At 72.5% G+C, this 17,070-nt stretch carries 15 protein-coding genes; 10 read left to right on the plus strand and 5 right to left on the minus strand.

What is annotated here, in order from left to right; genetic code table 11:
* Positions 1-139 precede the first annotated feature (139 nt).
* From CcI49_RS17840 to CcI49_RS17850, 3 genes are all read right to left on the minus strand, one after another.
* A complete protein-coding gene (locus tag CcI49_RS17840) occupies positions 140-1,420 on the minus strand; it encodes an alcohol dehydrogenase catalytic domain-containing protein (protein ID WP_054570130.1) in 1,281 nt (426 codons plus the stop codon).
* A complete protein-coding gene (locus tag CcI49_RS17845; RefSeq protein ID WP_076827888.1) occupies positions 1,417-3,804 on the minus strand; it encodes an HAD-IB family hydrolase in 2,388 nt (795 codons plus the stop codon). The genes CcI49_RS17840 and CcI49_RS17845 overlap by 4 nt, the downstream gene beginning before the upstream one ends.
* A gap of 397 nt (positions 3,805-4,201) precedes the next feature.
* The gene (locus CcI49_RS17850) at positions 4,202-5,230 is read right to left on the minus strand and encodes a 5'-3' exonuclease H3TH domain-containing protein (RefSeq protein WP_235498336.1); all 1,029 of its coding nucleotides are present in this window, start codon (positions 5,228-5,230) and stop codon (positions 4,202-4,204) included.
* 296 nt (positions 5,231-5,526) lie between these two features.
* Here CcI49_RS17850 and CcI49_RS17855 point away from each other — a divergent pair, with 296 nt between their 5' ends.
* From CcI49_RS17855 to CcI49_RS44475, 4 genes are all read left to right on the plus strand, one after another.
* Complete coding sequence (locus CcI49_RS17855; RefSeq protein WP_035951201.1) at positions 5,527-5,970, plus strand: Lrp/AsnC family transcriptional regulator; 444 nt, start codon at positions 5,527-5,529, stop codon at positions 5,968-5,970.
* 28 nt (positions 5,971-5,998) lie between these two features.
* On the plus strand, positions 5,999-7,597 hold the full coding sequence (locus tag CcI49_RS17860; protein ID WP_241840125.1) for an amidohydrolase family protein: 1,599 nt from the start codon (positions 5,999-6,001) through the stop codon (positions 7,595-7,597).
* Between the two features lie 461 nt (positions 7,598-8,058).
* On the plus strand, positions 8,059-9,639 hold the full coding sequence (lnt, locus tag CcI49_RS44470) for an apolipoprotein N-acyltransferase (RefSeq protein ID WP_347280126.1): 1,581 nt from the start codon (positions 8,059-8,061) through the stop codon (positions 9,637-9,639).
* A gap of 188 nt (positions 9,640-9,827) precedes the next feature.
* Positions 9,828-10,703, plus strand: a complete 876-nt coding sequence (locus CcI49_RS44475) for a polyprenol monophosphomannose synthase (RefSeq protein ID WP_116437438.1) — start codon at positions 9,828-9,830, stop codon at positions 10,701-10,703.
* A 184-nt stretch (positions 10,704-10,887) separates the two neighbouring features.
* On the opposite strand, the gene CcI49_RS17870 is transcribed toward CcI49_RS44475, so the two are convergent.
* The gene (locus CcI49_RS17870) at positions 10,888-11,238 is read right to left on the minus strand and encodes an RNA polymerase-binding protein RbpA (protein ID WP_076827893.1); all 351 of its coding nucleotides are present in this window, start codon (positions 11,236-11,238) and stop codon (positions 10,888-10,890) included.
* A gap of 142 nt (positions 11,239-11,380) precedes the next feature.
* Between CcI49_RS17870 and CcI49_RS17875 the strand changes: the two genes are divergently transcribed.
* The 3 genes from CcI49_RS17875 to CcI49_RS17885 all read left to right on the plus strand — a co-directional run bounded on the left by CcI49_RS17875 (position 11,381) and on the right by CcI49_RS17885 (position 13,190).
* Positions 11,381-11,797, plus strand: a complete 417-nt coding sequence (locus CcI49_RS17875; protein WP_076827895.1) for a hypothetical protein — start codon at positions 11,381-11,383, stop codon at positions 11,795-11,797.
* 139 nt (positions 11,798-11,936) lie between these two features.
* The gene (gene msrB / locus CcI49_RS17880) at positions 11,937-12,365 is read left to right on the plus strand and encodes a peptide-methionine (R)-S-oxide reductase MsrB (protein WP_054570136.1); all 429 of its coding nucleotides are present in this window, start codon (positions 11,937-11,939) and stop codon (positions 12,363-12,365) included.
* Positions 12,366-12,521: 156 nt separating this feature from the next.
* The gene (locus CcI49_RS17885) at positions 12,522-13,190 is read left to right on the plus strand and encodes a DUF4262 domain-containing protein (RefSeq protein ID WP_076827897.1); all 669 of its coding nucleotides are present in this window, start codon (positions 12,522-12,524) and stop codon (positions 13,188-13,190) included.
* Positions 13,191-13,589: 399 nt separating this feature from the next.
* On the opposite strand, the gene CcI49_RS17890 is transcribed toward CcI49_RS17885, so the two are convergent.
* Positions 13,590-14,444: a GNAT family N-acetyltransferase gene (locus CcI49_RS17890; RefSeq protein WP_076827899.1), complete on the minus strand. Its 855-nt coding sequence runs from the start codon at positions 14,442-14,444 to the stop codon at positions 13,590-13,592.
* Between the two features lie 166 nt (positions 14,445-14,610).
* On the opposite strand from CcI49_RS17890, the gene CcI49_RS17895 reads away from it, so the two are divergent.
* From CcI49_RS17895 to CcI49_RS17905, 3 genes are all read left to right on the plus strand, one after another.
* Positions 14,611-15,303, plus strand: coding sequence for a TetR/AcrR family transcriptional regulator C-terminal domain-containing protein (locus CcI49_RS17895; RefSeq protein ID WP_054570139.1), 693 nt, complete (start codon positions 14,611-14,613; stop codon positions 15,301-15,303).
* Between the two features lie 260 nt (positions 15,304-15,563).
* Positions 15,564-16,187 (plus strand): cyclodeaminase/cyclohydrolase family protein, encoded by a 624-nt coding sequence (locus tag CcI49_RS17900; protein ID WP_006539925.1) that lies wholly within the window; start codon positions 15,564-15,566, stop codon positions 16,185-16,187.
* Positions 16,184-17,011, plus strand: coding sequence for a bifunctional 5,10-methylenetetrahydrofolate dehydrogenase/5,10-methenyltetrahydrofolate cyclohydrolase (locus CcI49_RS17905; RefSeq protein ID WP_054570140.1), 828 nt, complete (start codon positions 16,184-16,186; stop codon positions 17,009-17,011). Before CcI49_RS17900 ends, CcI49_RS17905 begins: the two co-directional genes overlap by 4 nt.
* Positions 17,012-17,070 lie beyond the last annotated feature (59 nt).

A 17,070-nucleotide genomic window follows, 5' to 3' on the forward strand; every position in this document is an offset into this window, starting at 1 on the left:
GTGCCCCCGCACCCGCCCGGCCCGCGACGGAACCCGCCGCCTGGGACGACAATCCCGAAAATCTCGACTAGCCCGACCGTGCCACGTCCCGCGGCACCCCGGCACCTGCCCCCGCACCTGCCGGCGTGTCTCACCCCGATCACGCCGACGCCGCCGGATCGAACACGATCTTCACCGCACCCAGCCTCCCCGCCGACAACGCGTGATCCAACGCCTCCCGCCACCGTGCCAGCGGATACACCGCCGACACCACCCCGTCGAGCGGCGCCGTCGCGGCCAACGCCAACGCCCGGCCGAAATCCGACTCGTCGTCAGGCCCGCCCTCCACACCGGCCGCAGCCGGATCGAGACCGAGGTCGGGGTCGCCGCGGCGCGCACCGCCCGACGACGCGTACGTGCCGACCAGCTCCAGCTCCCGGTACCACAGCGGAGTCAGATCCACCGACCCCGACGGCACCCCCGACAGCACCACCCGGCCCCCCGCACGGGTCACCCGCAACGCCGTCGACAACGACGACGCGCTACCCGCACAGTCGATCGCCACATCCACCCCACCGAGCAGGAAATCCCCACCCAGCTGCGGCGTCAGCCGCAACGCCCGGTTCGCCCGGCGCACCCCACCGACCGCGTCATCCGGTGCCAGCACCTCGTCGGCGCCGAACCGGCGGGCCAGCTCCACCTGCCGGCGATGCTTCGCCACCAGCGTCACATGCTCGGCCTTGGTGTACGCCCGCACCGCCAGCAACGTCAGCAGACCCACCGCCCCCGCGCCCACGATCAGCACCCGGTCCCCGGTCGCGATCCGCGCCCGCCCGGCCGTGTGCACCGCCGTCGCCAGCGGCTCCACCAGCACCGCCCGCTCATCCACCAGCGTGTCCGGCACCGGATGCAACTGGCTGTGATGAGCCACCATCGCGCGGCTCCACCCACCCCCGGTATCCGCGCAGTACCCCGTCTGCAACCCCGGCGACAGATGACCCACCGTGATCGAGTCACAGCGTGACGACCGGCCCGCCGCACACGCCGGACACAGCTCCAGCCCCCGCGCCGCACAGCCCAGCACCGGATCGATCACCACCCGCGACCCGGCCGCCAACCGCCGCCCGTCCGCCAGCGTCACCGCCTCCTGCAGATCACCGACGATCTCATGGCCCGGCGTGAACGGCATCGACACCAACGGCGAGAAGTAGAACGAGCTCTGCCCCGTCACCGTCGCCAGATCCGACCCGCAGATCCCCGCCAGCCGAGGGCGCACCGTCACCCAGCCCGGCCCCGGCAACGCCGGATCCCCCCGGTCCACCAGCCGCAGCGGCGCCGCGGACGTCGCCGCCATCGACGACAGCCGCGGCAGCCGCCCCGACACCACCCGCGCCGCCGCGTACCGCGGCAACGACCGGTACAGCTCCAGACCGCGGGTCACCGGCCCTCACCCACTCCCACCCGAACCACCGTCGCATCCCCACCGTTCCCACCGTCACCGCGACCACCGGCACGCCCCGCGCCGCCGGCGCCACGGCCCTGGGCGGCCGCCGCCGCCGCGAACAGACCCCGCTCCACCCGGCTGCCGACCAGCAGCCGCGACTCACCGGGCGTCGACGGCCACTCCTCGATCGGCCACCCCGACGCCCGGGCCACCTTGTGCAACGCCACATCCGGATTGACCACCACCGGATTACCCACCGTGCGCAGCATCGGCAGGTCCGACAGGCTGTCCGCGTACGCCCACGACGCCTCCAGATCCGCCCCCCGACGGCGCGCGTAATGATCCAGGAACGCCGCCCGGGAATCCCCGACCAGCGGCGACGCCAACAACCGGCCCGTGTACAGACCGTCCGCGCCGACCGCCAGCTCGGTGGCGACGATCTCGTCGAACAACGGCGCCAGCGGCGCCACCAGCGGCGCCACCGCCCCCGTCAGCAGCACCGTGCGATGCCCCGCCGCCCGATGCTCACGCACCCGCCGCACCGCCGCCGGCTTCACCCGCCGCAGCAGCACATCCGCCCCGGCCTGCGCCACCACCTCCGCAAGCTCCGCCGGGTCCACCCCCGCGTACCGGCCGTACACCGAACGGATCAGATGCCCCCGGTCCCGACGCTCCGCCCGCAGATACCCCGGCAACGCCCGCGCCAACGACGCGATCTCCCGCGCCCGCTCCGCCGGCCCCGCATCGGCCAGCCGCAGCCACAGGTAGGACTCCACCACCGTCGAGGACACCAGCGTCCCATCCAGGTCGAACACCGCCAGCACCCCGTCGCCGGCGGACAGGTTCCCCGCCCCACGCCGCGCCGGGGCGGGATCCCGCGGCCGGCGCAGCACCGCCGTCACCGCCGGGCAGTGCACATCCTGCAGATAGTGCCGCCAGTCGTAGCAGGCCGGATCGAACCCGAACTCCTCCTGGTCCGCCGGCTCCATCGCCGCGTGCAGCGCCGCCGTCGCATCGTCGACGTAGACCAGCTCCGCGCTCGTGTACGCCCGGTACACATCCGAATAGCGGCGCAGGAACGCCACCCGGCTCTCGGACCGTTCCAGATCCACCGCCCACCGGCGCACCCGCTCCGACCGTGGCGCATGCCCCAACGCCCGGTTCGCCCACTCCACCGCCTTCTCCCCGCGGCGCAGCTTCGCCTCCACCGCCACCGAACCGGCGAACGGCCACTCCGGCACCGCGATCGCACCCCGGCCCCGCTTCGGCAGCGGATGGGCCAGGAAATAGCCCCGCACATACTCGTACAGATCCCGGAACAGCAACGGGTTACGGAACCCCGAACACACCGTGTAGTACGCCGGGGTGTCCACCGGCGGCGGGGACGCCGCCGCCGCCAGCAACGCGTTGACGACCAGATCCACCGGAATGATGTCGACCACCGCGTCCGGGGACGCCGGGAAGTCCGGCAGCTCCCCACGACCGAACGCCAGAATCAGCGGCTCGGCCATCTTGAACCCCTCGATCCACCCGGGGAACGGCCGCGCGACCGCACTCTCGATGATCGAAGGACGCACAATCGTCAACGGCAGATCGCCGTGCGACTCCTCCAGATACCGCTCCGCCAGCGCCTTGGTGAACGTGTAGGCGTCCGTCCACCCCAGCACCTGCGCCCGCTCGGCACCGGCGGCGACCATCCGCCGCGCCACCCAGTCCCGTCGCGCCGTCTCCGCGGCCGCCGCCACCGTCTGCGCCCCGGCCCGGCCATGCTCGCCGGCCGCCTGCTCCCGCAGCCGCGCCGAGACCTCCGGCGACCGCGACGCGTCCTCCGCCGCCTGCCGCGCCCGCCCGGCCGAAGCCTGCTCGGCCCGCCAGTCCACCTCGTGCGCCAGCCGGCCCTCGGCGATGTGCCCCGACCGCAACCCGGCCACATACGCCGTCGACACATGCACCACATGCGGCCGCGCACCACTGGCGTGCACCGCCCGCAGCAGCTCCTGAACCCCACCCAGGTTGGTCGCGAACCCCTCGTCGATCGGCGGGTCGAACGACACCTCCCCGGCGCAGTGGATCACCACGTCCAGGTCGGTGGGCAACGCCCCCATGTCGGCCAGGTCACCCTCGATGACCTGCACCTGCTCGGCGAGCAGCGCGGCCAGCCCCTCCCGGCCCAGCCGCTCCCGCAGCCCGGCGAACGCCGGCTTACGAGTCATCCGCGCCAGCCGGGCCGCACCCGAATGGCTACCCCGGGGCCGGACGAGAGCCACGATCCGGGTATCCGGGAAGTCCGAAAGCAGCCGCTCCAGCAGCGCCTCACCGACGAACCCGGTCACCCCGGTCATGAACACACGCCTGCCCGCGAGCCGCTCGCGCAGCCCCACCAGGTCACCTCCACCCTCACCCGCACCCGACGCCCACGCGGGGCCTTCGGTGCGCAACAGTAGGCGACCCCGGACCGTCGACGAACGAACCCATCGGTCACCTGCGTGTACACCCACGCTGTCAGATGAGGGGCAACCTACCGTCACTGCCGGTTCGGCCGTGCCGGCGGCCCGCACCGATCCACCCACACCGCCGTCACGTCACGGTCCGCAGCAACACCTCCACCCTGCCGGACCGGACCAGACCCCCGCAGACCCCCTCCGCGTGCGCGCGGACGATCCCGGATGTCCCCAGCGGCACCCACGCGGCGCTCACCGTGACACTCCCCACACCCCGGCCCGACGCGAACACGCCCCCCACCCGGCCTCCGACGGCCGTCAGGCGCCCGTCAGATGGCTACGCGGGGGCGACGGCCGCCAGTGCCGCCGTCAACCGCCCCACCGACCCGGCCAGGCCGTACCGCGCGGTCAGCTCCGCCAACGCCACCGGATCCACCGGCGCCACCGGCAACACCCCCGACACCGCCTCCAGCGGCACATCCCGCACCACCGCCACCACCCCGACCGCCGCCGCCAGGTAGTCCCGCGCCGCCGCCAGCCGCGCCGCCGCCCGGGCCGGGAAGCCCTCGACCACCCCCGCGTCCAACGCCGCCAACGCCGCGGACAACGACCCGAACCGCACCAGCAGCGCCGCCGCCGTCTTCGCACCGATCCCCGCCACCCCGGGCAGCCCATCACTGGGATCACCCCGCAGCACCGCGAAATCCGCGTACGCCCGGCCCGGGATCCCATACCTGGCGCTGACCGACGCCTCATCCACCAGCGCGAACTTCTCCACCGCGTACCGCACCGCCACCCCGGCGTCGTCACACACCAGCTGGAACAGGTCCCGGTCCCCGGTCAGGATGTCCACCGGACCCACCCGGCCCACGCTGTGCCGGGTCGCCAACGTCGCGATCACATCGTCGGCCTCGAACCCCGCCGCCTCCGCCCGCGCGATCCCGAACGCCGCGAGCACCGCATCGATCACCGGCAGCTGCGCCTCCAACTCGTCGGGCACCTCCTCCACGACCACACCACCGGCACCACCGGCCTGAAGACCCGCCACACCCGGACCACCGGCATCCGCCACCGGGGACACCGGAGCCGACACCGGATCGGCCACCCGATGCGCCTTGTACGACGCGATCAGCGCCACCCGAAACGCCGGACGCCAGTCCGCGTCGAAACAGCACACCAGCCGCCGCGGCCGCAGCTCGACGATCTGCCGGGCCAGCACATCCAGCAGCCCCCGCACCGCGTTCACCGCCATCCCGTCCGGCGCCCGCACCGACCGCGGCACCCCGTGAAAGGCACGGAAATACAACGACGGGGTGTCCGCGAGCAGCAGCCGCTCACCACCGCCGGACACCCCGAATTCACCCACCGGAACCTCCACGATGGTCATCTTGTCAGACTGGCATGCCCTGCCGACAGCCCAACCCCACCACCACCAACCAGCCAACGGCCCCTCCCACCAGCACCCCTCCCACCAGCACCGGACCCGCACCAGACCCCGGCCCTCCGCCGCACCGACACCGAACCATCATCCACACCACGCACCGAGAAGATCACCATCCGTCACCAGAACCTCCACCGCGACACGCCCACCCGCCACGCAAAGTCCCGACGGGACCAGAAACTCCCGTCACGACCGGCCGTTCTGTGCATAACCTCCGGAACGTGTTGGAGGATCTAGACCGTCAGATCGTGCAGCTGCTGTGCCGCGACGGCCGGATGAGCTTCACCGACCTCGGTCGCGCCACCGGCCTGTCGGTGTCCGCCGTGCACCAGCGGGTCCGTCGCCTGGAGCAGCGCGGAGTCATCACGTCCTACGTCGCCCTCGTCGACCCATCCCAGGTCGGCCTGGCACTCACCGCGTTCGTCTCCATCAAGGAGATCGACCCCAGCCAGCCCGACGACGCACCCGACCGGCTCACCCACCTGCCCGCCATCGAGGCCTGCTACAGCGTCGCGGGGGAGGAGAGCTACCTGCTCAAGGTCCGCGTCTCCGACCCCGCCGCCCTCGAAGCGCTCCTGCAGGAGATCCGCGCCGCGGCCAACGTGTCGACCCGCACCATGGTCGTGCTCTCCACCCCCTACGAAGGGCGCCCCCCGAACCTGTGACAGGCCGGGCTAGGCCACCCTGGGCACGGTGAGCACACACCCCACCCACCGCCAGCCACACCACACACCCACACGTGTGCTCTACCGGCACGCCCACCTGCTCGCCCCCCACAGCCCCCACGCCCACGCCCAGCGAGCCGCACTCCTCGTCGACGACGCCACCATCACCTGGATCGGCACCGCCGACGAGCACCCACCCGGCACCGTCGACACCACCATCGACCTGCACGGCGCCACCATCACCCCCGCGTTCGTCGACGCCCACATCCACACCACCGCCACCGGGCTCGCCCTCGACGGCGTCGACCTCACCGACGCCCCCAMCCTCACCGACGCCCTCGACCAGCTCACCCACGCGGCCCGGCGACGACCCGGCCGACCGCTGCTGGGCACCGGCTGGGACGAGACCCGCTGGCCACAGCAACGCCCACCCACCGCCGCCGAAATCGCCCGCGCCGCCGGACCCGTCGACGTCTACCTCGCCCGCGCCGACGGCCACACCGCCGTCATCTCCCCGACCCTGGCCCACCGCTCCGGCGCCGACCAGGCACCGGGCTGGCTCGGCGACGGACTGTGCCGCGACGAGGCCCACCACCGCGCCCGCACCACCGCCTACCACGATCTGCCCCGCACCACCCGCCTCGACGCCGCCCGCCGGGTCCGCACCCACGCCGCCGCCCTGGGCATCGCCGCCCTGCACGAGATGGCCGGCCCCGAGGTCTCCAGCGCCGACGACCTCGCCGACCTGCTCACCCTCGCCCGCGACGAAACCGGCCCCGCCGTCCACGGCTACTGGGCCGGTGACCTGCCCACCGCCCTCACCCTCACCGCAGAACCCGGCCTGGGACCCGTCGGCTACGGCGGCGACCTGTTCGTCGACGGCTCCCTGGGCTCCCACACCGCCGCCCTGCGCAGCCCGTACCACGACCAGCCCACCCACAGCGGCCAACGCCACCGCGACGCCGACGACATCCGCGACATCGTCCGCGACGCCACCCACGCCGGCCTGCAGACCGGCTTCCACGCCATCGGCGACGCCGCCCTCGACCTCGTCCTGGCCGGACTACACGCCGCCGCCGACCAGCTCGGCACCGCCACCATCGCCGCCGCCGGCCATCGCGTCGAACACGCCGAGCTCGCCCACCCCGACCAGATCCACACCATGGCCCGCCTCGGCCTCGTCGCCAGCGTCCAACCCGCCTTCGACGCCCGCTACGGCGGCCCCGACGGGCTCTACACCACCCGCCTCGGCGCCACCCGAGCCGCGCTGATGAACCCGTTCGCGGCCTTCACCGCCGCCGGTGTCACCCTCGCCCTGTCCTCCGACAGCCCCGTGACCCCGCTCGACCCCTGGGGCGCCGTGCACGCCGCCACCCACCACCACATCGCCACATCCAGGATCAGCCCCGCCGCGGCGTTCAGCGCCGCCACCCGCGGCGGCTGGCAGGCCGCCCGCGCCGACACCGACGGCTCCGGGCAGCTCACCACCGGCGCCCCCGCGACCTTCGCCGTCTGGGACCTCAAGCCACCACCACCCGGCACCGACCCACTGGCCTGGGCCGCCCACACCCGCCCGACCTGCCTGCGCACCGTCCTGCGCGGGCAGATCATCCACGACCAGCTCTGACCCGCCCACCGAACCGAGAACCACACCGGGGAACCACACCGGCTCGCGGCATCCGGGCAGCCGGGATCCGGACCGTCCTTCGGACCGGCACCGCGCACACCGCACCCGGCCACGCCAGCACCGTTGTCTAACGAACGGTCCGGAACCCCACCCCCCGCCGGCCCACCCGGCACCAGACCAGACACCCGCGGCACACCCCGACACCGGGGCACCGCGAGATTCGACCACACACGTCCCACCCACGGAAGCACCCCACCCCGACCCGAAAACCTCCAGGTAGTCCCAACGTGGTCCAGACGCCGCCACCACCGGCCGCGGACAGGGGAGGGCACCGAACCCCTTACACCACCCACCACCAGGCCTGGAGCCGAACCCACAACCAGACCCGCGGCCGACCACCCACGACGGACAGCACACAGCCCGGGCTACCCGACCCCGCCCGCGTACCGGACACTGGACCGGTGACCCACGCGCCCGCCACACCACCCCCGCACGACCCGGCCACGGCAGGCGCGCCCCCCACACCCCCCGCGACCCCCCAGAAACCCCAGCAGCCCACCGACGCCACCAGCGGCGCCGCGCGCCGCCTGCGCACCACCGGGCGCCGCCTCACCCGGCCCGCCCTGGCCACCTTCGCCGGCCTGCTGCTCTACACCGCCTTCCCCCCCATCGGCTGGTGGCCCCTGGCCCCCGTCGCCGTCGCCGTCCTCACCCTCACCGTCCGCGGCCGCCGCCTACGCACCTCCTACGGGCTCGGCCTGCTGTTCTCCCTCGGCTTCCTGCTACCCCTGCTGCGCTTCGTCTCCTTCGTCGGCGCCGACGGCTGGATCGTCCTGTCCACCGCCGAAGCCGCCATCCTCGCCGCCATCGCCCCCGCGACCACCCTCGCCTGGCGGCTACCCGCCGCCCCGCTGTGGACCGGCGCCGCCTGGGTCGCCCAGGAAGCCCTCCGCGGCCGCGCGCCCTTCGGAGGCTTCCCCTGGGGCCGGCTCGCCTTCAGCCAGCCCGACAGCCCCTACACCGGCCTCGCCGCCCTCGGCGGCGCCCCCCTGGTCACCTTCGCCGTCGCCACCACCGCCGCCCTGCTCGCCACCACCGCCATCCACCTCCACACCCAGACACCGGCGTGGAGCCGGCGACGCCCCCCTCACCCCACACCCAGCCACCCCACACCCCCGCACGGCGCACGCCGACCCACCCTCGCCCTCACCGCGACCGCCGCCACAGCAGGCGCCCTCACCCTCGCCGGACTCGCCGTCCCCCTGCCCACCGCGGCCCAGCACGGCACCCTGCAGGTCGCCGCCATCCAGGGCGACGTCCCCGAAGCAGGCGGCTACCACGCCCTCGGCCGAGCCATGCAGGTCACCACCAACCACGTCCAGGGCACCGAGAACCTCGCCGCCGCCGTCCGCGCCGGCACCACCCCCCAGCCCGACCTCGTCCTGTGGCCCGAGAACTCCTCCGACCTCGACCCCCTCACCGACCCGGACGCCGCCACCGCCCTCACCCACGCCGCCACCGTCGCCCGCGCCCCACTACTCGTCGGCGCCGTCCTCGACGGCCCCGGCGACCGGCACGTCCGCAACGCCGGACTCATCTGGACCACCGACGGCCCCACCGGCGACATGTACGTCAAACGCCACCCCGTCCCGTTCGCCGAATACCTCCCCGGCCGGGCCCTGCTGGAAAAACTCATCACCCGCTTCGCCGACGAGATGCCCAACGACTTCCTCGCCGGCACCGGCCACGGCGCCCTGCCCGTCGCCGGCACCACCATCGGCGACGTCATCTGCTTCGAAGTCGCCTACGACGGACTCGTCCGCGACAACGTCAACCGCGGCGCCGAACTCCTCGTCATCCAGACCAACAACGCCTCCTTCGGCCGCAAGGGCGAAAGCGAACAGCAGCTCGCGATGAGCCGCCTGCGCGCCGTCGAACACGGCCGCGCCACCGTCCAGGTCTCCACCAGCGGCCAAAGCGCCATCATCGCCCCGACGGCACCATCCTGTCCCAGACAGGCCTGTACGAACCGGGCGTACTGACCGCGCAGCTTCCGCTACGCACCACACACACCCTCGCCACCCGGCTCGGTATCGTCCCGGAGATGGCCCTCACCGCCCTCGCGGTGATCGCCATCCTCGGCGCCCTGCTCCACACCCGCCGCAGCCGCCGCACCACCCCGCACGACCACGACACCACCCCGACCGGAACCGACCAGAAAAGGAGAGGCGTGGAAGCCACCCGCGTCGTCGTCTGCGTCCCGACCTACAACGAACGGGACAACCTGCCGGACACCGCCCGCCGCCTGCGCACGGCGAACCCCGCGGTCGACCTGCTCGTCATCGACGACGCCAGCCCCGACGGCACCGGCGACATCGCCGACGAACTCGCCGCCGCCGACAGCCACATCCACGTCCTGCACCGCGCCGGCAAATCCGGTCTCGGCTCCGCCTACATCGCCGGCTTCACCTGGGCGCTCCAACACGGCTACGACATCATCGTCGAAATGGACGCCGACGGCTCCCACCAGCCCGAACAGCTACCCCGCCTGCTCGACGCCCTCACCGGCGCCGACCTCGCCATCGGATCCCGCTGGATCCCCGGCGGCACCGTCCACAACTGGCCACGCAGCCGGCTGGTCCTCTCCCGCGGCGCCAACGCCTACGTCCGCGCGGCCCTCGGCGTCCCCCTCCGCGACGCCACCGCGGGATTCCGCGCCTACCGCGCCGACGTACTGCGCGCCCGCGACCTCACCCTCGTCGCCTCCCAGGGCTACTGCTTCCAGGTCGACCTCGCCTGGCGCGCCTGGCAGTCCGGCTTCCGCGTCATCGAGGTCCCCATCGACTTCGTCGAACGCGAACGCGGCGCCTCCAAGATGAACCGCTCGATCGTCGCCGAAGGATTCTGGCGCGTCGGCTGGTGGGCACTGTCCTCCCGCCGCCGCGGCCCCGCCGCCACCCGCACCCCACACGCACCCTCCACCACCGCGATCCCCGCACCAGCACCCCCCGGCGACCCCGCCCCCACGACGAGCACCCCCACACCCACCGACAGCACCGCCGAAACCGGGCCGTCCGCGACCAGCACCCCCGCCGGCCGGTCCTGACCCGGATCAGGGCCGGGGGCCCGCAACGCCCCGGAAACCCCGACCCCCACCACCGGGGGACCAGCCGTCACACCCGGGGCACCACCGGGCACGGACATGGCGAAGGGGTGACAGCGTCAAACGCTGTCACCCCTTCGCCAACCAAGCCCAACGGCGCCGCGCCCGGCACCGAAGGCAGCCTTGCTCAGGCCGACCGGCGATCCTCGCCAGCGCCCCGCAGCACCGCCAGCCGCTCGGCCAGCACCTCTTCCAGATCGTCCGTCGTACGACGCTCCATCAACATGTCCCAGTGCGTCCGCGGCGGCTTGCTCTTCTTCGGCTCCGGCCGCTCACCGTCCACAATCACCGAAGGCGACCCGCACACCCTGCACTCCCACACCGACGGCACTTCGGCCTCGGCGGCGAACGGCATGGCGAACTGGTGCCCGTTGGGGCAGTCGTACGACGCTGTCTGCCGCGGGGCAAGCTCCGTGCTGCGGTCAGTCTCGTAGGACACTGCACCGAGACGGCTGCCCCGCAGAATGCGCTCGCCCATATGACTCCTCAGAGCGTCGTGGCATGTTGACCTCAACCGAGTCCAACGTACGAACAAGCGAAGTCGTTCCCACCCCAGAAGGCCAGGTAACGAGATCGTGATCACACTACGTGTTCCCTCGACTGCAAAGGATACACGCCGGGTGACGAACCGGGCCCAGATCCTGCTGAACAGCCTCGCACGCTCCGCCGTCGGACTCACCGCCCTCACCAGACCCGTACCGATCATCCGCCTCGCCGGCGTCGACCGTGTCACAGCCGAGAAAATTGCCTGGATCGCACGCCTCGCCGGCATCCGCGACCTCGCCCTCGGCCTCGGCCTGCTCCACGCCCACACCACCGGCGGAAAGACCCAACCCTGGCTCGTCGCCGGCCTGCTCAGCGACACCGCCGACACGGCCGTCCTCGCCCACGCCACCGCCCACCACCACCTCCCCGCCGCCTACGGCACCGTGATGACCCTCGCCGCCGGCGGCGGGGCAGCCCTCGCCACCACCACCCTCACCACCGAACGCGACCACCACCGCACCCAAGAACAAACCGGCCAGCCGCCGCGTTGACCACGACGAACCGACCAGCACGAACCCGAGACAGCCGACCACACGACGACATGGCCGCACCCAGCCCGCCGGCCCCCGGTGCCCCGACCCGGCACCCGGAACCGAACGCGCGCCGCCTGCACAGGAGAGGACCCAACCCGTGAGCGACAACCCGACCAGCAGCAAAGTCGTCCGCTCCGACAGCGAATGGCGTGAGCTGCTCGGCCCCGAGCGCTACGCCATCCTGCGCCAGGCCGCCACCGAAGCCCCCTTCAGCGGCGCCTACACCTACAACAAGACCGACGGCACCTACCAGTGCGGAGCCTGCGGCGCACCGCTGTTCACCTCCGCCACCAAGTACGACTCCGGATCCGGCTGGCCCAGCTTCTACCAGCCCGTCTCACCCGACGCCGTCACCCTCGTCGACGACACCAGCCACGGCATGGTCCGCACCGAGGTCCGCTGCGCACGCTGCGACTCCCACCTCGGCCACGTCTTCGACGACGGGCCGGCCCCCACCGGCCAGCGCTACTGCATGAACAGCCTCGCCCTCGACCTCGAAACCACCGGGTCACCCGAATCCACCTGAACGGCGCCACCGCCGCGGCGGCCGGCACCCCGGCGGTGTCGGAACGTCAACCGCCGTGACCCCACCAAGATCCACCGTCACGGAGCCGGCTCGCCGCCGAAACGCCCGATCCCACCCGCATACGGTTCACCCACCAACACGGACCGAGGTGAACCCATGGCTGCCCGTCACCCACCACGCGACGACGACTCCTGCGACGACGAGACCTGCCCGGCCTGCGCGGCGGACAACGACCCCGCCGCCACCGCCGCCTGGATCGCCAGCCAGGATGCGCTGCTCGATCAGATTCTGCGCACCCGCGGGTGGGCCGTGCAGCCGGTGCTCGACGACGGGCCCGACGAACCGGCCTACGCCTACACGATTGGGCTGTTCGCCTTCGACAGCCACCCCGAACTCGTCGTGAGCGGCCTGCGTGACGACGAGGCCACGAGGGTCCTCGACCTGCTCGGGGAGCGGGTCCGCCGCMACGAGCGCCTGCACGACGGCCAGCGCCTCACGCTCGCGCCCCTGCTGGCTGTCGAGCTGCGCGCGATCACGCCGTTCGCCAGCGACCAGCTCCTGCTCGGCGCGAACTCGCTGTACCGCCACCCGGACGGCCCGGCCGTCCCCGGTCTGCAGGCCGTCTGGGCCGACCACACGGGCAGCCTGCCCTGGGAACCGGCGTGGGCGGGCCCGACGCAGCCCCTCGCCACCGCACCGCCCGCCGGGCACGGCATCCCCGGCAGCCGGGTCTGGCACACAGCTGGGCGTTCCGGGCCTCGGGGGAGACAGGCTGGGCGCCCGTTGCGCCTCCCGCCACCCAGGCGCCCACGAGAACTGCCGTAGGAGCGAGGCGAGTGCCAGCTCGCCCATTTACCTTCCCCTTCGATCGCCTCAATGCCCGCTATGCCAGTAGCTATTGGACGGGTTCGGCCCGGATGCCATCGCCAGCCGACAACGCCGTCGCCGTGCCGGCACGGCGACGGCGTTGTCGGCTGGCGACCTCGGCCACCTCGGAACACGACCAACGGCGCCCTTTCCGAGCTGATCCTTTTCCGACCAAGCAGAGAATCTCTTTTTTGGAGAGGGATGTTTTTGTTCCGTTTTGTTTTTTGCTTTGTTGGCGGTCCAAGATCAAATTTGCAGAGCACGGCGCGTCAACACTGTTGACTATCTTGGCGGGGAGCGGTCGTTCCGGGTGCCACCGGGCTCCCCGCTCCCCCAGGCGCCCGGGTCCGGTGCATTTCAGGCGGTAGGCGGATCCAGGCCGAGGAGCACCCTGTCTGCGACAGGGACGTACCCGAGCCGCTGGTAGATACGGTTACTGGTCGGGTTCGCCAGGTCGGTGAACAGAACAGTCGTCGTGGCTCCCCCATCGCGGGTCGCCTGGCTGGCCATGACGGTCAGCGCGCCGGCGTAGCCGCGCCGCCGATGCTCGGGCGGGCTGTAGACAGGTCCGATCCGCGCCATGCCGCTGACGACGCGGCTGTGGCCGACCATGCAGACGGGCGTGTCGTCGACGTACCAGAGGTACAGGCCGCCGTAGCTGAGCCGGTCATCGACCCGCGCCGAAGAATCGCCGCCCTGGCCTGCCTCCTCGTTGAACGCCAGATGCCAGGCCACAAGGAGATCCCGGTCCGCGGCGGTCGCTGGTCGCGCCCGGCCGGGAGGTTGCCGCTCGAGCGGGGTCAGCGTTCCCAACCGGTAGAGACGCTCACGGTCCTGGACTCGAAGCGATGCCCCGGCCCTGTCGCGCCACGCGGCGACGACGACTGCCACCGCCCGCTCGTCGGTGTTGACACTGGCAACCTTCCGCTCGGCCAGCGCAGGGCTGTCGGCCAGCGGACCGATCGCCTCGACCGGCATGACGCCAAGATGCAGTGGGTTGCCGTGGGTGTGGAGAAAGACACCGCTGACCGGGCCACCGATGGATCTGTACCAGCCGAACAGGGTCTCGGCTCCGCCGAAGGCACCGGCACCCCGCGCGCGCACGTCCGCCGCGACCGTGAGCACAACGGTGTTCTCCGCCGCCGCGGTCCGGAGGAAATCGTTTGCCTCGGCCAGGAAATCGCCTGCGTCGTCAGTGACCGACCAGATCATGGAGCAATGGTCGCAACCCCCGCCAAGGTACGCATCCCGTTTTTCGGGCACTCAGGCCTTTTGCCGTCGGGCCCCGTGACATCCAGAGACAAGTCTTGATCAACAGAGGCGGCCGGGGGCTGTCAACGTTGTTGACCACAGTGCTGGCGTCGTTAGGATCAGCCCTGTGACAGCACCGGATGCTCAGGAGGACGCGCCGCCCACCGGCGCACCCGTGCCACCCCACCGCACTCCCCGTGGCACCCTGTCCCGGGAGCTCCTGCTCGACGCGGCGATGGAGATCGTCCGGATCGGCGGGGCGGACGCGTTCAGCATGCGGGCCCTGGGCTCCCGCCTCGAGGTCGACCCGACCGCCTTCTACCGCCATTTCCGGACGAAGAACGAGCTGCTCGACGCGCTCGCGGACATCCTGATCGCCGGCGACGAGCCACTGCCGTCCACCGGCGACGCGCAGGCGGATCTACGGGAGAGCCTGCACCAGCTGCGCCGTTGCCTGCTGCGGCACCCGACGATGGCCGCCGTGATCCTGCGCCGGCCCCCGGGCGGGCGCGCGTACTGGGAGCGGGCGAACCACGCGATCGGCCTGCTGCGTGGGCTGGGGCTGACTGCGGAGGCAGCCACCTCGGTCTACCAGACGCTGCTGTTCTACTGCCTGGGGCACGTGCTGTCCGAGGCGCGCGCGGTGGCCGCCGCCGTCGCCCGCGACCGTMGGCCTGGCACCCCGACGGCGACGTTCAACCCCCCGGCGCACCAGCTGCCGGATCTCGCCGCCGCCGTCCCGTTCCTGCGGGCCGACACACGCACCCAGTTCAACGACGGTCTGGACCTGATCCTCGGCTCGCTGCCCGCGCCCGGCTGAGCGCCACCTCCCGGCACCGCACCACGATCTGCCAGCAGACGCGGCGAACCTCACAAAATCGTGCCGGACCGGCGTGTGCCGGCCCTCCTCGCACCCAGCACGTCGATCCACTTGCTACGGTGCACTCCGGCCGACGTCATTTCCGTCACCTGCTGGTGGCGGCTGGTCGGACCTCCGCGCGGGCCCTGGCAGGGGCGGGGCGGTTCACCGCCGGGGCGGGTACGGATGGCGAGACGGATCGAGGCGGGGAGTCGGAAACGATGGCGAACGAAACGCTCGACGGGTTCCTCGAGGCACTCGCCTCCGCGGCGCCCGCGCCCGGTGGTGGCGCCGCGGCAGCGCTGCAGGTAGCCATCGGCGCCTCCCTGGTGAGCATGGTCGCCAACCTCACCATCGGCAAGCCGCGCTACGCCGAGCACGAACCGACCATGATCTCCGCCCGCGACCAGGCCACCGGGCTGCGTCTCGACGCGCTGAGGCTCGCCGACGCGGACGCCGTTGCCTTCACCGCCGTCACCGACGCCTACCGGCTGCCCAAGGACACCCCCGAGGACAAGGCGGCCCGCACCGCGGCGATCCAGCAGGCGCTGATCGGTGCGGCGGACGTCCCGCTGCGCACGGCCGCGGCCGCGGCCGAGGTGGTCGGCCTGTGCCAGCTGATTCTCGACGGGGCGAACGTGAACGTCCTGTCCGACGTCGCCGTGGCAGCCGCGAGTGCCCGCGCGGCGCTCGACTCGGCCGCGATCAACGTCCGGATCAACCTGGCGTCGATGACCGACGCCGCGACCCGCGACGCGACCGCGGCCGAGCTGGACAAGTACCTGTCGTCACTGGCCGGCGCGGACAGCGTGGTGCGCGCCGTGGGAGAACGGATCGGGTCATGAGGTTGCTGGACGGGCGGTCGATGGCCGCCGACATCGGTCGCACTGTGGTCGACGACGTCGAACGGCTGGTCGCGACCGGGATCACCCCGACCCTGGCGGTCGTGCTGCCGACCGTCGACGAGGCGGCGCGGTCCTATGTGCGGGTGATCGAGCGCGGCGCCGCCAAGCTCGGGGTCGGCTGCGTGGTGCATGAGCTGTCCGGTGATCCCGATGAGCTCATCGCCACCGTCGACGAGCTCGCGACCGACTCCTCGGTGCACGGGATGATCGTGCAGACTCCCCTGCCGGGTGACCTGACCGCCGCCGATGTCGGTGCGCGGATCCCGGTCGGCAAGGACGTCGACGGGATGAACCCGCTGAGCCTGGGGCGTCTCGCGCTGGGCCTGCCCGCGTTCGCGCCGGCGACCGCGGCGGCGGTGCTGGAGATCCTCACCCGGGCCGAGGTGCCCCTCAACGGGGCGCGGGTGTGCGTGATCGGGCGCAGCTCGGTGGTCGGCAAGCCGGCGGCGCTGTTGCTGCTCGCCGAGCACGCCACCGTCACGGTGTGCCACTCGCGTACGAAGGACCTGACGACGGTGGTGCACGAGGCGGATGTCGTCGTCGCCGCCGTGGGGCGGCCGAAGATGGTCGGCAGCGGGCATGTCCGCCCGGGCGCGGTGGTCATCGACGTCGGTACCAACTGGACCGACGCCGGCCTGGTCGGGGACGTCGACGCGGACGCGGTGGCGCCGGTCGCCGGCGCGCTCACCCCGGTCCCCGGCGGAGTCGGCCCGGTCACGACGATGCTGCTGCTGCGCAACACCGTCCGAGCCGCCGGCGCCTGACACCGCACCACTGACCCGCACTCCCCCTCCTCTCCCGGCCTGCTCCGCCTGTGACCTGC

This window comes from Frankia sp. CcI49, from assembly GCF_001983215.1.
Taxonomy (GTDB): domain Bacteria; phylum Actinomycetota; class Actinomycetes; order Frankiales; family Frankiaceae; genus Parafrankia; species Parafrankia irregularis.

Excerpts from the sequence above, each read along its gene's own strand:
- CcI49_RS17890 (WP_076827899.1), bottom strand. The coding sequence starts at position 14,444 with ATGATCTGGTCGGTCACTGACGACGCAGGCGATTTCCTGGCCGAGGCA.
- CcI49_RS17905 (WP_054570140.1), top strand. The coding sequence starts at position 16,184 with ATGAGGTTGCTGGACGGGCGGTCGATGGCCGCCGACATCGGTCGCACT.
- CcI49_RS17870 (WP_076827893.1), bottom strand. The coding sequence starts at position 11,238 with ATGGGCGAGCGCATTCTGCGGGGCAGCCGTCTCGGTGCAGTGTCCTAC.
- CcI49_RS17900 (WP_006539925.1), top strand. The coding sequence starts at position 15,564 with ATGGCGAACGAAACGCTCGACGGGTTCCTCGAGGCACTCGCCTCCGCG.